The sequence below is a fragment of the Herbaspirillum sp. FG34 genome (assembly GCF_057809315.1).
In genome coordinates, this window is the sequence record NZ_JBMDJS010000001.1 from 106623 (window position 1) to 128581 (window position 21959).

21 protein-coding genes and 1 tRNA gene are annotated in these 21959 nt (G+C 60.8%); 12 read left to right on the plus strand and 10 right to left on the minus strand.

The window, feature by feature from the left end:
• The first annotated feature begins 88 nt into the window (after positions 1–88).
• On the plus strand, positions 89–1156 hold the full coding sequence (locus ACODSZ_RS00470) for a substrate-binding domain-containing protein (protein ID WP_175343051.1): 1068 nt from the start codon (positions 89–91) through the stop codon (positions 1154–1156).
• 137 nt (positions 1157–1293) lie between these two features.
• Complete coding sequence (locus tag ACODSZ_RS00475) at positions 1294–2262, plus strand: LysR family transcriptional regulator (protein ID WP_175343052.1); 969 nt, start codon at positions 1294–1296, stop codon at positions 2260–2262.
• Positions 2263–2279: 17 nt separating this feature from the next.
• Here ACODSZ_RS00475 and ACODSZ_RS00480 read toward each other — a convergent pair whose 3' ends face one another.
• Positions 2280–3194, minus strand: a complete 915-nt coding sequence (locus ACODSZ_RS00480; RefSeq protein WP_175343053.1) for a LysR family transcriptional regulator — start codon at positions 3192–3194, stop codon at positions 2280–2282.
• Positions 3195–3363: 169 nt separating this feature from the next.
• Here ACODSZ_RS00480 and ACODSZ_RS00485 point away from each other — a divergent pair, with 169 nt between their 5' ends.
• The 7 genes from ACODSZ_RS00485 to ACODSZ_RS00515 all read left to right on the plus strand — a co-directional run bounded on the left by ACODSZ_RS00485 (position 3364) and on the right by ACODSZ_RS00515 (position 7427).
• Positions 3364–4302, plus strand: a complete 939-nt coding sequence (locus ACODSZ_RS00485; RefSeq protein ID WP_488926814.1) for a D-hexose-6-phosphate mutarotase — start codon at positions 3364–3366, stop codon at positions 4300–4302.
• A 231-nt stretch (positions 4303–4533) separates the two neighbouring features.
• Complete coding sequence (locus ACODSZ_RS00490) at positions 4534–5613, plus strand: tartrate dehydrogenase (RefSeq protein WP_008327101.1); 1080 nt, start codon at positions 4534–4536, stop codon at positions 5611–5613.
• Positions 5614–5747: 134 nt separating this feature from the next.
• A complete protein-coding gene (locus ACODSZ_RS00495) occupies positions 5748–5873 on the plus strand; it encodes a hypothetical protein (protein WP_008327100.1) in 126 nt (41 codons plus the stop codon).
• A gap of 18 nt (positions 5874–5891) precedes the next feature.
• Positions 5892–6332 (plus strand): surface-adhesin E family protein, encoded by a 441-nt coding sequence (locus ACODSZ_RS00500; protein WP_008327099.1) that lies wholly within the window; start codon positions 5892–5894, stop codon positions 6330–6332.
• A gap of 78 nt (positions 6333–6410) precedes the next feature.
• Positions 6411–6495: transfer RNA gene (locus ACODSZ_RS00505), tRNA-Leu, on the plus strand.
• Between the two features lie 170 nt (positions 6496–6665).
• Positions 6666–6983, plus strand: a complete 318-nt coding sequence (locus ACODSZ_RS00510; protein ID WP_249776948.1) for an Arm DNA-binding domain-containing protein — start codon at positions 6666–6668, stop codon at positions 6981–6983.
• A 60-nt stretch (positions 6984–7043) separates the two neighbouring features.
• Positions 7044–7427 carry a phage integrase central domain-containing protein gene (locus ACODSZ_RS00515; protein WP_488926934.1) on the plus strand — a complete coding sequence of 128 codons (384 nt, stop codon included), beginning with the start codon at positions 7044–7046 and terminating at the stop codon, positions 7425–7427.
• A gap of 6 nt (positions 7428–7433) precedes the next feature.
• On the opposite strand, the gene ACODSZ_RS00520 is transcribed toward ACODSZ_RS00515, so the two are convergent.
• The 3 genes from ACODSZ_RS00520 to ACODSZ_RS00530 are packed head-to-tail and all read right to left on the minus strand — an operon-like array spanning position 7434 to position 11962.
• On the minus strand, positions 7434–8168 hold the full coding sequence (locus tag ACODSZ_RS00520; protein ID WP_488926815.1) for a putative type VI secretion system effector: 735 nt from the start codon (positions 8166–8168) through the stop codon (positions 7434–7436).
• A complete protein-coding gene (locus ACODSZ_RS00525; RefSeq protein ID WP_488926816.1) occupies positions 8168–10975 on the minus strand; it encodes a T6SS effector BTH_I2691 family protein in 2808 nt (935 codons plus the stop codon). The genes ACODSZ_RS00520 and ACODSZ_RS00525 overlap by 1 nt, the downstream gene beginning before the upstream one ends.
• Positions 10976–10984: 9 nt before the next feature.
• Positions 10985–11962 carry a DUF4123 domain-containing protein gene (locus ACODSZ_RS00530; protein WP_175343063.1) on the minus strand — a complete coding sequence of 326 codons (978 nt, stop codon included), beginning with the start codon at positions 11960–11962 and terminating at the stop codon, positions 10985–10987.
• A gap of 546 nt (positions 11963–12508) precedes the next feature.
• On the opposite strand from ACODSZ_RS00530, the gene ACODSZ_RS00535 reads away from it, so the two are divergent.
• Positions 12509–12706, plus strand: a complete 198-nt coding sequence (locus ACODSZ_RS00535) for a hypothetical protein (protein WP_175343064.1) — start codon at positions 12509–12511, stop codon at positions 12704–12706.
• Positions 12707–13100: 394 nt separating this feature from the next.
• Here the strand turns inward: ACODSZ_RS00535 and ACODSZ_RS00540 are convergent, their stop codons facing one another.
• Positions 13101–14009: a LysR family transcriptional regulator gene (locus tag ACODSZ_RS00540; protein ID WP_008327080.1), complete on the minus strand. Its 909-nt coding sequence runs from the start codon at positions 14007–14009 to the stop codon at positions 13101–13103.
• A 109-nt stretch (positions 14010–14118) separates the two neighbouring features.
• Between ACODSZ_RS00540 and ACODSZ_RS00545 the strand changes: the two genes are divergently transcribed.
• Both ACODSZ_RS00545 and ACODSZ_RS00550 read left to right on the plus strand, forming a co-directional pair.
• The gene (locus ACODSZ_RS00545; protein ID WP_488926817.1) at positions 14119–14925 is read left to right on the plus strand and encodes a substrate-binding domain-containing protein; all 807 of its coding nucleotides are present in this window, start codon (positions 14119–14121) and stop codon (positions 14923–14925) included.
• Between the two features lie 57 nt (positions 14926–14982).
• Positions 14983–16290 carry an MFS transporter gene (locus tag ACODSZ_RS00550; RefSeq protein WP_175343066.1) on the plus strand — a complete coding sequence of 436 codons (1308 nt, stop codon included), beginning with the start codon at positions 14983–14985 and terminating at the stop codon, positions 16288–16290.
• On the opposite strand, the gene ACODSZ_RS00555 is transcribed toward ACODSZ_RS00550, so the two are convergent.
• The 5 genes from ACODSZ_RS00555 to ACODSZ_RS00575 form a co-directional block, all read right to left on the minus strand.
• Positions 16194–17864, minus strand: a complete 1671-nt coding sequence (locus tag ACODSZ_RS00555; protein ID WP_488926818.1) for a methyl-accepting chemotaxis protein — start codon at positions 17862–17864, stop codon at positions 16194–16196. The two genes, ACODSZ_RS00550 and ACODSZ_RS00555, sit on opposite strands and share 97 nt — an antisense overlap.
• 238 nt (positions 17865–18102) lie before the next feature.
• Positions 18103–19188: a porin gene (locus tag ACODSZ_RS00560; protein WP_034350054.1), complete on the minus strand. Its 1086-nt coding sequence runs from the start codon at positions 19186–19188 to the stop codon at positions 18103–18105.
• A gap of 255 nt (positions 19189–19443) precedes the next feature.
• A complete protein-coding gene (locus ACODSZ_RS00565; RefSeq protein ID WP_175343068.1) occupies positions 19444–20391 on the minus strand; it encodes a PDR/VanB family oxidoreductase in 948 nt (315 codons plus the stop codon).
• 46 nt (positions 20392–20437) lie between these two features.
• Positions 20438–20881, minus strand: coding sequence for a RidA family protein (locus ACODSZ_RS00570; RefSeq protein WP_008327075.1), 444 nt, complete (start codon positions 20879–20881; stop codon positions 20438–20440).
• Entirely contained in the window at positions 20878–21927 is a 1050-nt protein-coding gene (locus ACODSZ_RS00575; protein ID WP_008327074.1) for an aromatic ring-hydroxylating oxygenase subunit alpha, read from the minus strand. The genes ACODSZ_RS00570 and ACODSZ_RS00575 overlap by 4 nt, the downstream gene beginning before the upstream one ends.
• Positions 21928–21959: the final 32 nt, after the last annotated feature.

The following is a 21959-nucleotide window of genomic DNA, read 5'->3' on the forward strand; positions in this document are numbered from 1 at the left end:
ACACCGCATATATTTTCTATCATTTATGCAGAGTGACGCGAAATTATCACCGATAAACGGCCGTATCAATATGCTTTATTTCACATAAATGTTCAAAGTCCACATCAAACCTCACTGGGAAATCGCCTACGACAACGAGGCGGCGCTGGACACGGCCAATCTGTTGACGCTGCTCACCGCAATCCAGCAAAGCGGCTCGATTGCACGTGCCGCGCAATTGACGCGCTATTCCTATCGTCATGCCTGGGGTCTGTTGCGCGAGGCCGAGCGTCTGTTCGGTAATGCCCTGATCGAAAGCGGGCGTGGTCGCGGCACCACACTGACCGATTTCGCCAGCAAGCTGTTGTGGGCCGATCGCCTGGTGACGGCACGCCTGTCGCCCACCCTGGACAGCCTGGCCTCGGAACTGGAAGTGGAGCTGGGAAAAACGGTCGAAGGCAAATCCGAGAAGGTGCGCATCAACGCCAGTCACGGTTTTGCGGTGGCGGCGCTGTTGAACAAGATCAACGAAGGCCGCCTGCCGGTGGAGGTGCGTTATCGCCACAGCACCGATGCCGTGGCCGCGCTGTCGCGCCAGGAATGCGACCTGGCGGGCTTTCACGTCCCGCTGGGCGAATTCGAGAAACCCGCCATCGCCACCTATGCCAAATGGCTCAACAAGCGCAGCGACTGCCTGATCCACCTGGCCATCCGCAACCAGGGTCTGTTCGTCGAGCCGGACAATCCCAAGGGCTTGCGCGGCCTGGCCGACCTCACCCGCACCGACCTGCGCTTCGTCAACCGCGAGGCCGGTTCGGGTACGCGCATGTTGCTGGAACTGATGCTTCAGGGGGCCGGCATCACCCACAAGAAGATCAACGGTTTCGAGAACACCGAGTTCACGCACTCGGCGGTGGCCGCCTTCATCGCCAGCGGCATGGCCGATGTCGGTTTCGGGGTGCAGACCGCCGCGCATCGCTTCGGTCTGGGCTTCATTCCGCTGGTGCGCGAGCGTTACTTCTTCGCGCTGCCGGCGGCCTCCCTGCAGGATCCGCTGATCCGCGCGGTGATCGACATCCTGCAATCGGATGCCTTCCGCAAGGTGGTCAACAATCTGGCCGGCTACGACGCCACTGACATGGGCAAGATCCAGACCATCAAGGAAGCCTTCGGCTAAGCCGCAACGCGGCCCCGCGCCCCTTGCCCCAAACGGCGCTTGTGGGCGCCCGGCGAAGCGGCTACACTCGCGCCCCTGGCCTGCTGCCGTCCTGGCGGCAGGCCTTGTCACTTTCGCTGCCACTGCCTCACTGCGCCATGAATTCCGCTGCCAGTCCTGCCCCTGTGTTCTCCCCTGCCCTGCCCGCACTGACCGCAATGGATGCGCGCCTGCTACGCCTGCTCGACGCCGTCCTCGATGAAGTCCATCTGGCGCGCGCCGCAGCGCGAGTCGGCCTGCCGCTACCGGCGGCAGCCAGTGCACTGGAGCGCTGCCGCCAGCTGCTGCGCGATCCGCTGCTGGAAGACGGCGGTACGCAGATGCGACTGACGGCCACCGCACAAGCCCTGCGCGAACCCCTGCGCCTGGCGCTGGCCGGGGGCACCGAGGCAGCACAGGCGCTCCTCCCGGCGCCGGCACAGGCGACTGTGACCCAGCGCGTACGCATCCTCATGCCGGATTATCCGGCCCAAGTGGTAGCGCATGCGCTGTATCAGGCGCTGGCCGCCGACGCGCCGTCGCCGGACCTGGAGTTTCAGACCTGGCTGGGCGATGCCGATGCCGTGGCTCGGCTGGAACGCGGACAGACCGACCTGGTGCTGGGCAGTGCCGCACCGACCGGCCAGGTGCGCGGGCGCGAAGTGCTGCAGGAACGCTGCGTGGCCGTCATGCGGCGCGACCATCCGGCTGCGCACGCACTGACTCTTGCGCGCTGGCTCTCGTATCCACATCTGCAGATCGCCTGCCACGACACCCTCAACCGCATGATCGACGAGCAGATTGCCATGCAGGGTCTGCGCCGCCGCATCGGCATGGTGGTTCCCAATTTCCTGATGGTGCCGGCGCTGTTGCAGGGCTCGGACCTGATCGCCGTCATGCCCATGCACTGCGTGCCGGCGGCTACCGCCGCGCATCCGGTGGCGCTGGCCTGTCTGCGCCCGCCGCTGCCGCTGGAGGCACCCCCACTACGGCTGCTGCAACATCGCCGCCATGTGGAAGATGCCTCGGTGACGCTGGTGGCGCAGGTGCTGGAACGTATCGTGCGGCAGCGATTCGACGGACGTTGAACGCGAGTCTGGCCTGCTTACACCGTGGCCGATGATGCGGTCACATCCAGATGCTTTTGCAGGAAGCGCACGCATTCGCGCACCTTGGCTGAATTCTTCAGTTGCACGGGATAGACCGCGCACAGGTCGGCCTCCTGGGCATACTGCGGCAGTACCCGTACCAGCCGTCCGCGCTTGAGACTGTCGGTCACATCCCAGATCGAGCGCAGGATGATGCCGTGCCCGTCCACGGCCCACTGATGGATGATCTCGCCGTGATTGGAGGCCAGAGCGCCCGAGACCTTGACCGTTTCCTGCCCCTTGGGCCCCATCATGCGCCAGATGCCGAAGGACTGGTTGCGCTCACGGATCACCAGGCACTGGTGCTGGCGCAGCGCGGCCAGATCAGCCGGTGCGCCGTGCTTCTTGAGATAGGCGGGACTGGCGCACAGCACACGCTGGCTGGGCAGGATGCGCCTGGAAAACAGATGCGGCTCATGACCCGCGCCCACGCGGATATCGAGGTCGATTCCCTCATTGACCAGATCGATCTGCCGGTCCACCAGCTCCAGTTGTATCTTCAGTTCCGGATGTTCGGTGGCAAAGCGCGACAGCAAGGGCGACACCACCTTGCGCCCCAGTCCGAAGCTGGTACTGATCTTGAGCAGCCCGCGCGGCACGCGCTTGGCACTGCTGACGGTTTCCATCATCTGCTCCACATCGTCGAGGATCTTGCGCGCCCATTCATGGACGTTGCCGCCATCCTCGGTCATGACCACGCTGCGCGTGGTGCGGTGGAACAGCCGCACACCCAGCGCCTGCTCCAGCAGCGCGATGCGCTTGCTGATGAAGGCCGGGGAGGCACCCACTTCGCGCGCCGATTCGGCAAAATTGCTGTGGCGCGCCACCACGCAGAACAGGCGCAGGTCTTCCAGCAGGGGAGAATTGTTCACGATATGTAGCCGATGATGTCCACGATTCGTGGATTATAGTCCTGACCCCGTCTCCGCACGCATCACAACGAGACGCAGCGCATCGCCTGCTCGCGCGCCCGATCTCCCGCAAAGGCCCGAAATGTGGCAGTCTTGCACCATCGCAACGAATTCTCTTGGAGTGTCCGGCATGAGCCTCATCGAAGAACAGGAAGTCCCGCCCGATCTTCCGCATATCCAGCGCATCGAAGTCAACCAGCTGCAATGTCTGCGCGTGCAGACTGCGCGCGCTGAACTGCTGATCGCCGAGCAAGGCGCGCAGGTGCTGCGCTACCAGGTGCACGGTCAGGAACCGGTGATCTGGATGAGCGAGGAAGCCGCCTTCGAAGCCGGCAATTCGGTGCGCGGCGGCATTCCGGTGTGCTGGCCGTGGTTCGGCGACCTCATGCGCAATCCACCGCAGGTGCAGGCCCTGCACGCGGGCGGGCGCCTGCCTGCGCACGGCCTGGTGCGCGGCATCCCCTGGCTGCTGATGGAGAACGCCATCGAAGGCGATACCGTGCGTCTGGTACTGGCCATCCCGCCCACCAGCGAATCACCGGCGCTACGCCACCTGCCCCCGGGGATCGAACTGCGCCTGGAAATCCTGCTGGACGACCGCCTGCATCTCAAGCTCACCACCCGCAACGGCAGCGAAGAGCACCTCGCCCTGACCCAGGCACTGCACAGCTACTTCGCCGTCAGCAGCATCCACAACGTGAGCGTCGATGGGCTGGAAGGCCGACGTTACATCGAAACCCTGGAAGGCTGGGCTGAGCGCGAACAGAAGCGTGCGCTGGTGGTCAGCGGCGAAACCGACCGCATCTACCTCGACCTGCCGCCGCACCTGTCCATCCGCGACGAGGGCTGGAACCGTCGCATCCACATCCAGGCCAGCGGCTCGACCTCGGCCGTGGTCTGGAACCCCTGGGTGAGCAAGGCACGCCGCCTGTCGCAGTTCGCCGATGATGCCTGGCAGCGCATGCTGTGCATCGAGACGGCCAACGTGATGGACGATCTGGTGGAACTGGAGCCCGGCGCCGAGCATACCCTGGGCGTGACACTGTGGGGCGAGACCGCAGGCAGCTGAGGCGCAGCCATGTCGCGGGCAGGCCGCAGAACAGGCAGTGTCGGGATGACCGCACTGCCTTTTTTCATGGCTGACGCTTTCTGCACTGTTCACGAATCGTGTTTTATTACATCACCAGTTCGTAGATGATCCATCGCGTGAAGCGATTTATGATGAGGGCATGTTTTCATTGCCCGGTCACCTCGGGCAGCCCGTCGACCAGTCAACCAGTCATTCAGAGGAGCAGCAACGATGAGCAAGACCCACAGAATCGCCGTCATCGCCGGCGACGGCATTGGCCAGGAAGTGATGCCCGAAGGGCTGCGCGCGGTCGAGGCCGCCAGCAGGAAGTTCGGCATCGACATCGAATTCACCCATTTCGACTGGGCCCATTGCGGCTACTACGCCAAGCATGGTCAGATGATGCCCGATGACTGGTTCGATCAGTTGAAGGGATTTGAAGCCATCTTCTTCGGCGCGGTCGGCTGGCCGGCCACGGTGCCGGATCACGTTTCGCTGTGGGGTTCGCTGCTGAAGTTCCGCCGCGACTTCGACCTTTACGTCAACCTGCGTCCGGTGCGCCTGATGCCGGGCGTACCCTGCCCGCTGGCCAACCGCAAGCCGGGCGACATCGACTTCTACGTGGTGCGCGAGAATACCGAAGGCGAATATTCGGCCATCGGCGGCCGCATGTTTGAGGGAACCGAGCGCGAGACCGTGATCCAGGAATCGGTATTCAGCCGCAAGGGCACCGACCGCATCCTCAAGTTCGCCTTCGAGCTGGCACAGAGCCGTCCCAAGAAGCACCTGACCTCGGCCACCAAGTCCAACGGCATCGCCATCACCATGCCCTACTGGGATGAGCGCGTCGAGGCCATGGGCGCGAACTACCCGGAGGTGCGCCGCGACAAGTACCACATCGACATTCTGACGGCGCACTTCGTGCTGAACCCGGATCGTTTCGACGTGGTGGTGGCATCCAACCTGTTTGGCGACATCCTCTCCGACCTTGGCCCGGCCTGTGCCGGCACGATCGGGATTGCGCCTTCGGCCAACATCAATCCGACGCGCGAGCTGCCCTCGCTGTTCGAGCCGGTACATGGTTCGGCACCGGACATCTTTGGCAAGAACATCGCCAATCCGGTGGCCACCATCTGGTCCGGCGCGATGATGCTGGACTTCCTCGGCGATGGCCAGGGCAAGTATCGCCAGGCGCACGACGCCATGCTGGCTGCCATCGAAAACGTGCTGGTCAATGGACCGACCACGCCGGACCTGGGTGGCAAGAGCAACACCACGGAAGTGGGCAAGGCGATTGCGGCGGCGATCTGATCGGTCCGCGTCATCGCTGCAGCAGAAAGTGGCTCGCCCTGGTGCGGGCCATTTTCATGTCGGGGGTCATGTCCATTCGTAAAGGGCATGTTAGGATGGCCGCACTTTCATTTTTCGCAATCGATGAGTTGGACATGGCTGCAAGCCTGCGCATGACGCTGACAGGACACCGCGTGCTGGCGGAACTGATCTTCTGGAGCATCACCCTGGTGCTGTTGCTGGAGGACGATGTCGCCATGCTGGCCATGATGCTGACCTGACGCGACGCCCTGCCCGACATGGATCAACGCTCTTCTTCTCCCTCCCCTGCGCCGCGCCTGGCACTGCTGCTGGCGGCGGCACTGACGATGACCTGTGTGTCGGCCCATGCGGAGTGGATGCCTCTGGGGGAGAACAACATTGGCAGCTTCTTCATCGACAAGAGCAGCATTGTCACCACCCGCAGCGTGCGGCAGGCGCAGATCCTGCTGAACTGGAACCGTCCGCAACTGCTGATGGGCCAGGGCAGCAAGACCTATTACCTGTCGGAGATCTCCACCGCCTACTTCGACTGCAGCGCGCGCCAGCTTGGCTTTGGCAGCCGCAAGATGTATGCGCAGGCCGATGGCAAAGGGCAATTGCTGCTGGCGCCGCAGCTGGCGTATTCGGATGTAAAGCTTCAGGATCCGATTCCGGGCTCGACGGGGGAACGGGCCATTGAGGCGGTGTGCGGTAAATAATTTTCACATCGGCTGTCTGCCGTAGCTATCGGGGCTTGCCCGGAGCAACGAAATCGGTAATAATCGCTGGCTCGCGTCGCCGGGATGGCGGAATAGGTAGACGCACGGGACTCAAAATCCCGCGCCGCAAGGCGTGCCGGTTCGATTCCGGCTCCCGGCACCAACAAGTTATCCAACGAAGTCCAAAGATGTTCTAAAGCCCGCGTGTCTGCTGACACAGCGGGCTTTTCTTGTCCGCGTCCGTCCAAGGACGTAGCATTACATCCACGATTAATGCCGTCATTTTTGACGGCATCTCCTCCCTACCCAATTCCAGATACCGTCAAACACGCTATGTCTCTGACCGATACCTTTGTGAAGCAGGTAAAGCCCATCAAACCCAATGGCGACAAATACGCCGATGGCGGCGGCATGTATCTTCTCGTGAAGGCGACGGGGAAATACTGGCGCATGGACTATCGGTATTTAAATAAACGCAAGACCTTGGCGTTAGACGTCTATCCAGAGATATCTCTTGCCAAGGCTAGAAAGCGCCGCGAGGAAGCCCGCGAAATGCTCGCAGATGGCATTGATCCTGCTCAAAGTAAGCGAGACATGAAACAAGCACAAATTTTCGCAGCGGGAAACACCTTTGAGATTGTTGCCCGTTAATGGCTTTCAAAGACGGCAGCAAATCGGGCTACCACTACACAAGAAAAGATTACGAACTGGCTGGAAAGCAATGTGTTCCCGGCCATCGGAAAGCAAGCCATTTCGACCATTGGTCCCCGTGACGTGCTGACTGCCGTCCGCAAAATGGAAGCAAGAGGCGCCATCGATTCAGCGCATCGAGTTAAGCAGATATGCGGTCAGGTTTTCAGGTTCGCATTAGCCGAGGGAACTGCAGAGCAGGTTTTCAGTGGGTCATTACAGTTGCGTATTTCGGCGAAGGTGGTCAGCCAGTTCGGCAACGTGGACATGTTCAGTTCGAGGAAAATGGACATCAATCTTCGCCTCCAGAAGATGGCATTCAAGATAAAAAAGCCCTTTGAACTGTTTTCTCAAAACCAGGTGGATTCGGCGAGCTGGATGGAAATCCGAACACGCCCTTCTTGAATTTACTCAATATCGGAAGAAGAATGCCCCCATTTCTGGCGGATCGCCCGGCTTGCGCTGTGCCTTGGTGGTCTTTTTAAGATCGATGCCTGATGGATCTCTTAATCCCAGTACTGAAAATACACGTTGCGCCGCTTTACCGAATGGCGTCCATTGCAGCATCAGCATGAAAATAATAAAGGTCCAACCAAATGCAATCCCCCCCCACGCAATCCAAAACGAAAACTCAAAAATAACGCGGTTAAAACCAAAAGCTAGAAAACCGAAGTAGGTGACCGCAGGAGGAAATATTCCAGAAAAAATAAACCACCAGCGGAAAACCAGCGCATAAAACGCACGGCGCCCCCGCACACAATGCGGATACAATGCAATGATCCGTTCAGATGGTTTTGCGAGTGCGACCAATTCGAAATATTCACCTTGCCATACAACCGCTGCATCGACGGTATCTCCTTCTTTGAAGGGGCTACGCCACAACCAGCCCTTCACAGATTTCCCTTCCAATTCAAATTCCACATAATCCGCTTCCTCTTGTAAATTGGCGGCGTTTGAAGCGGTTGCTATTGCTTGCCCCCCCATACCAGCGGCTGCCAGCGCAACAGACACCATGCCCATTCCGGTCTTATCTTTCTTGGTCAAGATAAAACTGGCCGCCTCCCTCTTGCTGGCATAATTCTTGATCTCGCCGCTAACTTTTATCAAGCCACCTTGCTGGCCTGGCGTTTCCAGATACTTATCCATTACCCAACTCCTACCGCGATCAAGGCATTACCTAATTCTGCACGCTGCTTCAACGCATCCTTATAAGCGTCGTCAGCACCTTTTTTGGTGCCAAAAACGCAAAGCGTGCACCAAGTTTCCAAGTCGTCATCACTTAGCGTCCAGATCATCACCTGAACAATAAAGACGAACACTCCAATCCACATTCCAGCCGACATAAAAAGAATCCGACAAGCAATGAATGCTGCCGCGCGGGTACCAATCAAATCCAATGCCTGAGCCGCAGCAATTCGCCCCGTCATTCTCAGAATAACTGGCGCAGCATATGTAAAGGCCGATAGACTGGTTGCAACGAGATTTACAGTGCCAAAGACTATCTTTATAAAATACAGCCCATGAATTCCATATTGACCTCTACCATATGCTTTTCCCATATCCTGAGCATCGAACACAATCCCGATAATCCCCGCAGCAACACTTAAACCCGCCCCACCCAACTTCATGACTTGATAAGAAGTCGCATTCGCCGTCTGCATTTCCTTGACCGCCACACCCCAGATATCAATGACGCCGCTAGCGATCGTCATCGCAGATGCCGCCAATCCAGCCCGACTCTTGCTATCCCCTTTCTCAATGCAGTCATGCATCATCTTCGCAAAATTCCCGCTCTCGATCAGCAACACCACCAACGCCATGCGCGCATCCCGCATGGCACTGGCGCTCTTCTCTGAATCGCGGAATGCGGCCCAATCACGCTTGAGCGTCCTGGACGACACCGTTTCCTTCTCAGGGACCTCCGGCGCAAGCGGGTTCTTGGATGCTCGCACGCGCTCCAGTATGTCAAGCCGACCGCTCATGGCATAACGCGCCTGCGCATCGGCCAGCGCACCCGCCGCAGCCACTTCCACACCGGCACGCAAACCAAACCAGATCTGAATGATCTTCTCGCAGGCCATGTCGGCCATTTTGCCGTCGAGTCTGAATTTCTTGAAGATGAAATCACCGAAGGTGGAGGCCGTCTTGTCGATGCCGAACTGCCGGTAGGGTTCAAGCTTCACATTGAAGGCGACGTTGGTGCCGGCCTTTGCCTTTTCGTTGGCGTTATAGAGGCCTGCCGCTTTCTTGTATAAATCCGCGATGGCCTTCATCGACTTCTGGATATACGCATACCAGTTCCATACCGTGGCTGCCGTCTGATCGCCCCTGAACGTCTCGGCCTGGGTCAGGAATTGTGAGACTTCGGTTCGCGCCGCATCCTGATTCATGCTCAACAGGCGGTACATCAGGTTGGATTCCGCGATCTGCAGATCATTGACCCATTCGTCGATCTTGCCGCGACCGCTCTTGGTCGTGTTCAACAGGAACGTGACTTCGCTGACATGCGATTCGAAGGCGACGGCATCCTGGATATCATCGCCGTGGTACTCCCGCAGCCCATCCAGGAAATGCCGGGACTGCATCCACGCGAGCATGTCGGCGGTGCGCTTTTCGATCAGGGCCGTGGCTTCATCCTGCAGGCTTTCGAAATTCTTCTTGAAGGTCTCGTAGGCCTTCATGTCGAGTTTCTCCGCATATGGCGGCCAGGCTTTTTCAACACGGCCTTTCCGGTAGGCGGCGCGTGAACTCACCACCGTGTCGGCATCGGCCTTGATCTGGGCATACTCCTTGTCGCGCGCGGCGTCGGGCAGCATGGTGGCGTGCATGATGCGGTTCTCGTAGACGTTATCCACTTCGACGTCTTTGGACTGCACATACTCCTGCATCTCGATCGCCTTGAGGCGCTTTGCCCTGGCCTCCGCGGGCAACTTTTGTGCATCGACCCGTTCCTTGGCAAAGTCATGCTGCTGCGCGCGCTGCCTGGCCAGGTCCGCATTGCGATCGACGACGGCACCTGCGTGATTTTCCAGCAGATCCTTCAGACTGCTGATGGTCAGCATGCCATCGATCTGAAGCGCAAGCTCGGTGTTGTAGCGATGCATCCACCCCGCCGGTTCGTTGCGGAAGTTGTTGAGTTCGATACCAATCCCCAGCGCGTCCCACACACCCATGATCATGGGTTTGTATTTCTCTCCCTTGCCGTGGGTGCAGATTTCTTCCATCTTGGCCACCAGGGGCTTGACCTCGTCCTTACGGCTGAAGGATCGATGGATCGTGGTGTTGGCCTGAAGCTTGGCGCGGTTATATCCACCACTCGCGCTGCCAAATAACCCGATGGCGGCCTTTTCATTGAGCAGGTCGGGCGAATAGGCCGGGTTGTATTCGAGCACCTTCTGTACGTTGCCCTCGGTGGCGACCATGCCGTGGCGATAACCGCCCGCGCTGATCCACAGCTTGGGAATAAAGGTCTGCATGCGCTGATCGCGCAGTTTGATGTCGCTGGCGAACGCCTTGAAGGTCGCCTCACTCCAGGCATGCTGCGAGAATGCTATCCAAACACGACCGCACTTGGCAGGATGTTCGATGTGGATCACTGATGTCGGAATATTGTCGCCGCTGCGCGTGCATACCGGCTCCACGGGTACCGGTTGGGGAAAGAGGTGCGAGGGTCGCTTCCACAGCCGTCCCTCGGGGGAGACGGCATAGGCTTCCCATTTGACGGTGATGTTGGAGGGGTGGCGCTCGTAGAACAGGTAGACGAAACCTTCGCGCAGCGTACGCAATACATACTTGTAGTTCGTCAGCGCGGTACCAGTGACCTTGTTGCCTAGTGGTGCCGGGACGTCGCCCGGAATGTTGAGCGGGACCACGGCATAACGGGCCAGCAGAATCGCCAGGCCGTCCTTGTTGCAATTTTTGCAGTCAGGGTTTTGGGGGTTGGTGCAAGCCATAACAAGAATTCAATCCATCAGGTAGGTGGACAATTGCTCGAAGGAACGACCCGACACGGCTTCGACGGCATCTACAAATGGCTCACCGCCGGCGGTGCGTCGCCAGACGTCGGCCATGCGTGCATGCGCGTGAAAACCGATGCCATGGCACAAGCCACAGACCAGGAACAACATGCGGTCGTCAGCTGACGTCACGCCATAGGACGAAGCCACGCCCAGGCTGTGTCGCAAGGCTTCGGTCACTGGGGTATCACGGCTGATCAGGTCTTGGCCTACCAGATAGCTCCAGGCAGCATGTACGGTGGAGTAATCATTGACCTGCTGCCATTGCTGCTCGCTGAGCCGCAACTGTTCATCAAGGCGATTGGAGGCGGTCGCATTGGGGTCGCTGGCTGGCGTCGATGGCGCGCTGAAGGACTCCAGCGCCTGATGCCGGTTCAACGAGAAGACGGCTTTCACCGGGTGTAGCAGCAAGGCGCGCTGCCTCGCATCGAGATCCTGCCATAGCATGGCACGCACACCGGGATCATGGAAACGCAGCAGACGGGTCCGTCCTCGCGCGATATGCAAATAGCAGTGCCTGCCCCAATACGCGGCAACCTCGCGCGCACTGCGGTCACTGATGATCCAGCCGCTAATCGGCTGCCCTCTGCGCGCCGTGAGAAAAGGTATGCTCCATGCAGTCCAGGCGAGCTCCATGCTGGCCGTGAGAACGCAATCGTCGCTGAAGCGACTGAGATTCAATGGCACCAGATAGGGGGCAAAACGGCGGTCGTAATTGGGATGCACGATGGGGACGCTAACGCGCAGACCAGGGTCGGCCTCTCCTAGTTCAGGCTCTCCTTGGGCGGGGTCAACCCAGACGAAACACCTACCGTCGCCATGTTGATCGATCTCGCGATGCAGTTGCTGCAATACTCCATCCCATGGAGGAGACGCTGGTGCGGCGCGGCCCGCGATCTGTTCAATCAAAGGTTGGTCGTCCAAGTTTATCTCCGATACAGCGTCGGCACACGGACACGGCGCCGGATGACGACGTCTGCATTCTGATTTACGCGCCGAATTTCTCTTGGTAACGTCATTGCGTTGCGGCATGCAAATATCCCGATGGATGCGACAAACATGTCATCCCTGCGAAGACCCACGTCATGACGACTGAGTTATTTGAAGTGTTGCTTTTTAATTATTTCTTGCGCACTGCGATGAGATGGCGCGCGCCGTTTCGAGAGGGGCGGCTGGACTTAGTTCCCGTATTACAAGAACTATCGGTGATGGAAGATTTACCGGCCCAAGTGGGGACGCGAGTGCATTAGACGAAAAAGGGGCCTATGACCAATCCGGCAGGCATCAAAGAGTTGCGGCTTCCAATGCAGGCGTCTCTCCCAAAGAACTGCTAATCGTCGTTCAACGATCAAAACGCGCGGTCAAGCTCAACGACTACCCCCGGAAATGAAAAACCTTCTGCTCCTGCTCTCTGTATTGTCCCTGCCCGGCTGCAGCCAGCCCGAAGGCACATGGCAGGCAACCCAGGACATGACAGTATTCAAGGCTGCCGATGAGGCCGATGAACCGGCTTTCTTCCTGCGCAAAGGAGAAACCTGTGCCTTGGGCCGGGAGCAGATCGTCAAGGCCTTCATGTATCGGGAAGTCTCCTGCGCACAGGGCAAAGGCTGGATCATCTACGAAGCGGGCTACCCCTTCGTGCGCAAGAATCCCTCTCCTTCTGAGTGAAAATAATTTTCTCAATCGAGCAGTATCATTTTTCCGCCCATGGCTATATAATCGTCCCCTCTTCGAAAAAAGACCGCTGCAGCAGCGCCCCTCGGCATAGCGCAGGAAGCCATTTTTCGACGAGCTGCGGGAATCGCAAAACGGCATCAGACACTGCCGGAATGGCAAAGAACATCCACAAAAAGGCCCTCGCTTGCGAGGGCCTTTTTTTATGGCCAACGGTTTTGCAAATAATTTGCGCAACCTCCCCAGAAACCGCGCCAGCGCTGGAAACTTATCCCCGTTTTATGTGCATAAACTTGTGGATAAGCTCCTTTCGCCCCACGCAAGTGCCGTCCCCGCCTGCCCTCCCAATAAACCGCACAAAATTTAGGCAAGCTGCAGAGCCCGGAAATCATTTCCGGCCCTTGCCGGCCATGGCTTCCCGCAAGGCTTGCGCCAGCGTTGCCGCAGCCGGTTTCAGCACGCGCCCCTTCAAGGTAATGAGCCCCATCGCGCGGCTCAACACCGGGCTGGTGACGGGGCGCGCCACGATGCCCTTGTACGGCGCATTGCGAATGGCCAGCTCCGGCAGCAGCGCCACGCCCAGACCGGCAGCCACCAGGCTGATGGCACCGGCCACGTGATTGGTCTCGTACTGGATCACCGGCCGCTGCGGCACCCGCGCAAAGGCATTGTCGATCAGGCTGCGGTTGCCGCTGCTGGAGGACACCGACACCAGCTTCTCCCCCGCCAACGATTTCCAGTGCAAAGTACTCTGCGCGGCCAGCGGATGATGGGCCGGCATCACGGCCAGGTAGCGCTCGCGCGTCAATTCCTCGAAATCGATCTCGGCTTGCTGCGCACCGATGAAATTCACGCCGAAATCAGCCTCGCCCTTGCGTACGCTCTCCAGTACGTCCGCCGCACTTTCATCAATGATGCGCACCCGCACCTTGGCATGGCTGCGCGCATACGGCTTCAAGACCTGCGGCAGCAGATTGTTGGCCACCGAGGGGACGCAGGCCACCGTCACGTGCTCGCGCCGATGCGCCATACCCTGCTCGACGCTCTTGACGGCCAACTCCAGCTCTTCCATCACGGCCTGGGCATGCACCAGGAACAGCTCGCCCGCAGGCGTGAGCGAGACACGCCGCGTGGTGCGGTCGAACAGTCTTTCCTGCAAGGCCTGCTCCAGATTCTCGATGCGACGGCTCAGCGCCGGCGCCGTGATGAACAGACCCTCGGCCGCCGCGCGAAAGCTCGACTGCCGCGCCACGGCGAGGAAGGCCTGTAATTCCGCCGTCTCGATATTGATGCGCATTTTTTATCAATCCCAAGATTAATTGCAATTAACTTTTCAAAGGATACTACGCAAACTGCCGGGTCTCGCTCCCCATTACAGCAAGATAAAACACTCACAGGAGATCCGCATGATCCGTTTGAAGCACCCTGCGCGCAGCTTGCGCACGTCTCTTTTCCACCGCAGCGTGCTGGCGCTGGCCCTGGGCGCAGTCAGCACGCTGGCTGCCGCCGCCGATATCCACGTGGTCAGCTCGGGCGGTTTCGCGGCGGCCTACAAGGCGCTGGCGCCCGTCTTCGAAAAGAAGACCGGCCACAAGCTCATCTCCGGCTGGGGCCCCTCCATGGGACAGACGCCGCAGGCCATCCCCAACCGCCTGCAGCGCGGCGAACACATCGATGTGGTGATCATGGTGGGCGACGCGCTGGACAAGCTGGTGGCAGAGGGCAAGGTCTCCAGGTCCGAGCACAAGCTGCTGGCGCTCTCGCGCATCGGCCTGGCGGTCAAGGCTGGCACCCCCAGGCCGGATATTTCCACCCTTGACGCCTTCAAACGCACCTTGCTCACTGCGCACTCGGTGGTCTATTCGGACAGCGCCAGTGGCGTGTTCCTCTCCACCAGGCTCTTCAAGCGTCTGGGCATCGACCAGCAGATGGCCTACAAGGGTCGCATGATCCCGGCCGAACCGGTCGGTGAAGTGGTCGCCCGGGGCGAGGCCGAAGTCGGTCTGCAGCAGATCTCCGAATTGAAGCCGGTCAAGGGCATCGACATCATCGGCCCCATCCCCGAGAGCGCCCAGCAGATCACCCCCTTCTCCGCCGGTGTCGTGGTCGGCACGCATGAGCCCAAGGCGGCCCGGGAACTGCTGGACTTCCTCGCCTCGCCCGAGGCTGTCGATGCGATCAAGGCGTCGGGCCTGGATCCGGCCGCGCACTGACAAAAGTGAAGGAACGCGCTCAACAACTGCGCCAGAGAGAGAAAGAGAGACACCGACATGAACATAACAACCAAAAACGCCAAGCACTCCAAGCACTCCAAGCTGTCCACCGTCCTGCGCGTGACCAGCGGCAACTTCCTGGAGATGTTCGACTTCTTCCTGTATGGCTTCTATGCCAGCTACATCTCCAGGACCTTCTTCCCGTCGGACAACGAGTTCGTCTCGCTGATCCTGACCTTCGGCACCTTCGGTGCGGGCTTCCTGATGCGTCCCCTGGGCGCCATCATCCTGGGCAGCTACATCGATCGCGTGGGTCGCCGCAAGGGGCTCATCGTGACGCTGGCCATCATGGCTCTCGGCACCCTGCTGATCGCCTTCGTGCCCGGCTATGCCACCATCGGCGTGGCCGCCCCGATCCTGGTGCTGACGGGACGCCTGCTGCAGGGCTTCTCGGCGGGAGTGGAACTGGGAGGAGTGTCGGTCTACCTGGCCGAGATGGCCACACCCGGCAACAAGGGCTTTTACGTGAGCTGGCAGTCGGCCAGCCAGCAGGCCGCCATCATGGCTTCGGCGCTGATCGGCTATCTGGTCAGCCAGTGGCTGTCGCCCGCGCAGATCAGCCAATGGGGCTGGCGCATCCCCTTCTTCATCGGCTGCATGATCGTGCCGGCCATCTTCGTCATCCGCCGTTCGCTACAGGAGACCGAGGAATTCCTGGCGCGCAAGCGTCATCCCGGCTTCGGCGAGATCATGCACTCCATCGCGCAGAACTGGAAGATCGTGGTGGCCGGCATGATGATGGTGGTGATGACCACCGTGTCGTTCTACCTCATCACGGTCTACACGCCGACCTTCGGCAAGAACGTGCTCAAGTTGTCGGCCGCCGACAGTCTTGTCGTGACCTTCTGCGTGGGTCTGTCCAACTTCTGCTGGCTGCCGGTCATGGGCGCGCTCTCCGATCGGGTGGGACGCCGTCCGGTGCTGGTGGCCTTTACGCTGCTGACCTTGCTGACGGCCTATCCGGTGATGTCCTGGCTGGTGTCGGATATCAGCTTCAAGCACCTCCTGATCACCGAACTGTGGCTGTCCTTCCTCTACGCCAGCTACAACGGCGCGGCGGTCGTGGCGCTGACCGAAGTGATGCCGGCGCACGTGCGCACGGTCGGCTTCTCGCTGGCCTACAGCCTGGCTACCGCGATTTTCGGCGGCTTCACGCCGCTGGTCTCGACCTGGCTGATCCAGACCTCCGGTGACAAGGCCGCGCCCGGTTACTGGATGAGCTTTGCCGCCATCTGCGGGCTGATCGCCACGCTGGTACTGTATCGCGGCAAGACAGCGAGCGCGCCTGCCAGTTCGGTTGCCTGAGTAGCTGCCTGAGCGGCTGCCTGCGGCTGCGCCCCGGATAGCCGGAACACGCCCACCAGTTCGCGCAGCCGCTGCGACTGATCCTGCAAGGATTGCGCAGCGGCGGCCACCTGCTCCACCAGCGCGGCATTCTGCTGGGTGGTTTCATCCATGTGCGTGATGGCCTGATTGACCTGCTCGATGCCGGTCCGCTGTTCCTGCGTGGCCTCGCTGATCTCGCCGACGATGTGCGAGACGCGCCGCACGCTGCCCACCACTTCTTCCATCGTTGATCCCGCCTGCTCCACCAGGCGTGCGCCGGCATCGACCTGCGTCACGGAGTCATCGATGAGCGCCTTGATTTCTTTGGCGGCGCCGGCTGAACGCTGGGCCAGCGAACGCACCTCGGAGGCGACCACCGCAAATCCCCGGCCCTGCTCACCGGCGCGTGCCGCTTCCACTGCGGCATTGAGGGCGAGGATGTTGGTCTGGAAGGCAATGCCATCGATCACGCCGATGATGTCCACGATACGGCGCGAGGCCAGGCTGATGCCGGCCATGGTCGCCACGACCTGCTGCACCACCGCGCCACTGCGTGAAGCCACTGCCGAGGCTTCTGCCGCGAGCTCATTGGCGGCCCGGGCGTTGTCGGCGTTCTGGCGCACGGTGGAGGTGATCTCTTCCATTGCCGCAGCCGTCTCCTCCAGCGATCCTGCCTGCTGCTCGGTGCGCGCGGAGAGGTCAAGATTGCCGCCGGCAATTTCGGACGAAGCGGTGGCAATGGTCTCGGCACCATGACGCAGCTCTCCGACGATATCGGTCAGACTCCCGTTCATCTGCCGCAGCGCCTCCAGCAACTGGCCGATCTCGTCGCTCTTGCCCGGTTCGATAGGACTGGCCAGGTTGCCGCAGGCCACCTGTTGCGCGACCTCGACCGCGTGTCGTACCGGGCGCGTGATGGAACGCGTGATCCACCAGGCAAACCCGCCGCCGACAAGCACTGCCAGCAGGGCGATGCCCAGCATGATGCGGGTCTTCTGGTGATATTGCGCAGCGGCTTCTTCACCGCTGTGCTCCATCATCCGGGTGCCGACGGCGATATAGCCCTTCAGGCGCGCAATAGTGTTCTCCTGATCCTGGCGCAAGGTGGTCAGCAGCAATTCGGAGGCGTCCATGGTGGCACCGGTGGAGGCCAGTTGCAGGAAGCGCTGCTGCCCCTGCTGATACTTGCCACGCAAGGCCAGAATCTCGGCAAAGGACTTGCGCCCCTGCTCGCTGGACAGGCGCGCCTGCAGCTGGTCCAGCGTGGCCGTGATGGCCGCTTCGCCGCTGGCGATGCGCGCAATCTCCTCGGTCAGTTTCTGATGGTCATCCAGCAGCAGCAGGTTGCGCATGGCGCTGGCGTTTTCGCTGATGCGCAGGAGCACGTCATTGGCCAGCAGGACCTGCGGATACCGGTCCTCGACGATCCGGCGCGTATCCTGGTGCAAGGTGGACAGACTGGCGATGGCCAGGGCCGTGATGCCCGCCAGCAGCGCCAGCACCAGGCCGAAGCCCAGCGCCAGGCGCGCGCCCAGTTTCAGTTGTGCAATCATGAAGTTTCTCCGCAACGCAAGAATGCCGGCGGTCCTGCAAGGATGCCGCCCGGCAATGAATTCGGTCTGGACAAAAAAAGGCGGAGAAGAGCACTTCCCCGCCCAAGGCACTACGAAGCGCCCATCCGCTCCAGAATGGGCGCACGCAAGACAAGACTATTCACAGAAGGTAAAGCTGGCCCTCGCAAGAGGACCTCATGCGAACCTCAGATCCTCAGATCCTCAGATCTTCAGATCTTCAGAACGAGTGGTGCATGCCGATGGTGGTCACCAGCTGACTGCGCCCACCGGAGACGCCGGTGGCGCCACCTGCACCGGTACCGTTCATGACGGCAAAGCGCGCATCGCCGCCGGCACGCTGGTAAGCCGCCTGCACATACCACTGGGTACGCTTGGAGAACTCATGCACGTGCGACAGGCTCAAGGTGTTCCAGCGCGCGCCTTCCAACTTGGAGAGTCCGTAGCCGAAGTTGATGGTGTCGAGCGTCGCATAGCGCCAGGCCGCCCCCAGATCCAGGTTCTTCTGCTTGGGCGTGGCACCGCTGGGCAGGGCCAGCTTGACCTGGGTGTAGGATGTGTTCAGGCGGACGCTGCCGATGGTGTAGCCCAGGCCGGCGGCCGTCGTGGTCAGACTGTTGAAGACCGTCGCCGCATTGCCCAGCCCCACGCTGGTGAGGAAGGTCCCGGCAAAACCGGCAGCGCGGTTGTTCAGCTTGGAATAGGCCAGCGCCGCGCGCAACGGACCATTGGTGTAGGTGCCGCCGGCACTGACATTGCGACCATTGCTGCTGTCACCCGCCACTTCGCCAAAGCCGTACATCAGGCTTCCCTGGAATCCGCCCAGGGTCGGCGAGGTATAGCGCACCGCATTGTCGAACTGGTAGGTGTTGGCCAGGCTATCCAGATTGCCCGGATGGAACAGGTACCAGTTGGTCAGCTGGAAACCGTTGGAGAGCTTGCCCACATAGTCGAATACCACGTCGGGCATGTGGCCCAGGGTCACCGCGCCAAAGTCACCGGACAGGCCGATGGTGCTGTAGCGGTTGAACAGCTTGGACGAATTGGGCGTGGCACCGGTATCGGTGTAGAAGCCCGCTTCGAGCTGGAAGATGGCCTTCAGGTTGCCACCCAGATCCTCGGTCCCGCGAAAACCGATGCGGTCCGGCTGCATGGTGCCCTGGTCCAGGCGCGATACCGAGCCGCCATTGAGGTTGTTGATATAGGCTACGCCAGCATCAAGGCTGCCGTAGATGGTCACGCTGCTCTGCGCAAAGGCACCTGCCGACAGGCAGGAAGCCACTGCGGCCATCATTAACTTCTTCATCAAACTCCCCTTCAACGAATAAAGTCCAAACACGCGGCCAGGCCGCATTCACTCACTGCTCCCCTGTGCCCCGTGCGCAGGAAAGGTGACTTCTGCCGGCAAGGCCGCCGCTGCATGGTCAGCGGGCGGCGCAGGCTTGCCGGTGGTCCGGGTCCGGTGATATTTGTTTCACCTATGGATCGCCGTTCCAAAAATTTTTCAGGCTCAAAAAAATGCCCGGTGCCTGGGCACGGGCATGGTCTTGCGCGAAAACGGCTAGAGATCCAGCACCAGGCGCTGTCCCTTGCAGCCGGAGACGCACACCATCATGGTCTTGCCGGCGGCGCGTTCGGCCTTGCTGAGCACGCCGTCGCGATGATCCAGTTCCCCCTCCAGTACGCGCGTCTCGCAGGCACCGCACACGCCTTCGCGGCAGCTATGATCGACCGCGATGCCGGCATCGAGCAGGGCATCGAGCAGCGATTTGCCGGCCGGGATGGTGAGGCTGGATTTGCTGCGCGCCAGTTCGGCCACATAGCTGCCGCTCTGCACGGGTGCCAGCTTCTCGGCGGCGAAGCGCTCGATGTGCACATTGGGCAAACCCAGTTCTTCGCAGAGGCTTTCAAAGGCATTGAGCATGGGGGTCGGACCGCAGCAATAGAAATGCGCCTGCTTCGGATAGGCCGCGAGCACCGCACGCAGGTCCGGCGGTGCACCGGCCTCGTCGTCGAAATGGCTGCTCACGCCGGGCTGTCCCAGCAACTGCGCGGTGAAGGCAGCTTCCTTGCGCGAGCGGGCGCAGTAGTGCAGCACTGCCTCCCTGCCCTGGGCGCGCAGGTGGTGATACATGCAGGAGATCGGCGTGATGCCGATGCCTCCCGCAATCAGCACCGACAGGCTCGCCGATGCGTCCAGTGGAAAATTGTTGCGCGGTGCCGAGATCGACAACGTGCTACCGACCCGCAATTGTTCATGTACGTAGCGCGATCCGCCACGACTGCTGCGGTCGTTGAGTACGCCCACCACGTAACGATGACGCTCGAGCGGTGAGTTCGACAGCGAATAGCTGCGCACCAGCCCATTGCCCAGATGCAGGTCGATGTGCGCGCCCGCCTCGAAGGCCGGCAACTCGCCGCCGTCGGGCAGGCACAGTTCCACGCTCACGACACCCTGCGCCTCCCAGCGCATGGCCTGTACACGGACGGAAAGAAGAGGACTGCTCATGAATGCACCACCATCAAATCAGATTCGTTCAAACAAGCTCATGCGGTCACGCGGTCATGCGCTCTGCGCGCCGCAGATCCACACCCAGACGGGCATACGCATCGATCTCCACCGTCAGTTCCGGAAACACCAGGGCGCTGACTTCCACCAGCGTGGAGCAGGGATACGGACCGTGCTCACCGAAGAAGTCACGGCGCGCACGTCCAACCTCGTCCTTGTGCGCGATATCGGTCAGGTAGATCACCAGCTTGGTGATGCTGCCCGGCGTACCGCCGGCAGCGCGCACCAGGTCGGCGATCTTGCCCAGCACCACCAGCGTCTGCCGGTAGGTGTCCAAGGTCTGCTGGCGTGTGGCCGGATGCGCCGTCATGCCGGACATCATGATGTCCTCGCCGATCACCAGGCAGTTGGACCAGGTAGCCGATGCCAACTCCGGCACACTGGCGCACTGCACATGGCGCACGACGGGCGCGTGGGTGGCGTCGTTCATGCCGCGCGGACCGGAGCCTTGGCTGCGGCCAGTTCTTCCTCGCGTGCCAGCTGGGCCTTGGCCAGCCCGCGCAGATGACGACGCAGGCGCACGATACCCATGTCATGCTGGTACAGCATCTCGCGCTGGTTGGCATCGGGCTCCATCAGTTCCAGCACCACACGATCCTGCTCCAGCACGTTCCAGTGGCGTGCTTCGAGGCGGTTGCGATAGAGGAAGCGCCAGGTGTCGCGCTGCCAGCCCGAGAGCTTGCGGCAGCGCCAGTGGAAGACGGCGGCGATGTTGTCCACGATGGGCGTGTAGCTGCCGATGATGACGAAGCTGCCGCCGGGGCCACCGGTCTTGGGATAGGGAATGGCCAGGCGCATCCAGTGCAGGCCGGTATCGCCCCATTCGGTCCAGTCAAAGTTGACGTCGCGCTGGCCTTCCTTCTCGAAGACGAAACCGATGTCAGTCTCGCGGATGCCGAAGCTGGCGGTATTGTCGCCCTCGGCCATGGAGTGCGACTGCTTGTGCAGGAAGGTGCCGTGCATCGGGTCCATGACATTGTCCAGCACGTAGCGGTAGTCGCCCTTCCATTCGGTGTAGCAGAGGAAGTTGGAATACTCGGGGCTGGTCAGTTCTTCCGGCAGGCGCAGCGGCGGCGGTGTATCGACATCCTCCAGGCTGTTGTAGAGGAAGATGGCACCGGCCGCTTCGGTCACGTGGAAGCGCCGTGTTGCCTTGGCACCTTCCAGCTTGCAGCCGGGGCTGCCGGGCACACTGGTGACCACGCCGTCGAAGCGCACCTGCACGCCGTGATAACCACAGGCGATACGGTCGCCCATGGGAATGCCCATGGACAGCGGCGCACCGCGATGCGGGCAGTGGTCTTCCAGCGCATGCAGCTTGCCCGAGGGCTCGCGCCAGAACACGAATTTCTTGCCCAGGCGGCGCAGCGAGACCGGCTTTTCAGCCACGAACTCGGACGGGCAGATCGGATACCACAGGTCTTTCAGGCCGACGGCCAGGACGGCATCGACGGGATCATGGGCGGCAGTTCTCATTTCGGGTCTCTCCTGTTAGGGCTGGCAGGCTG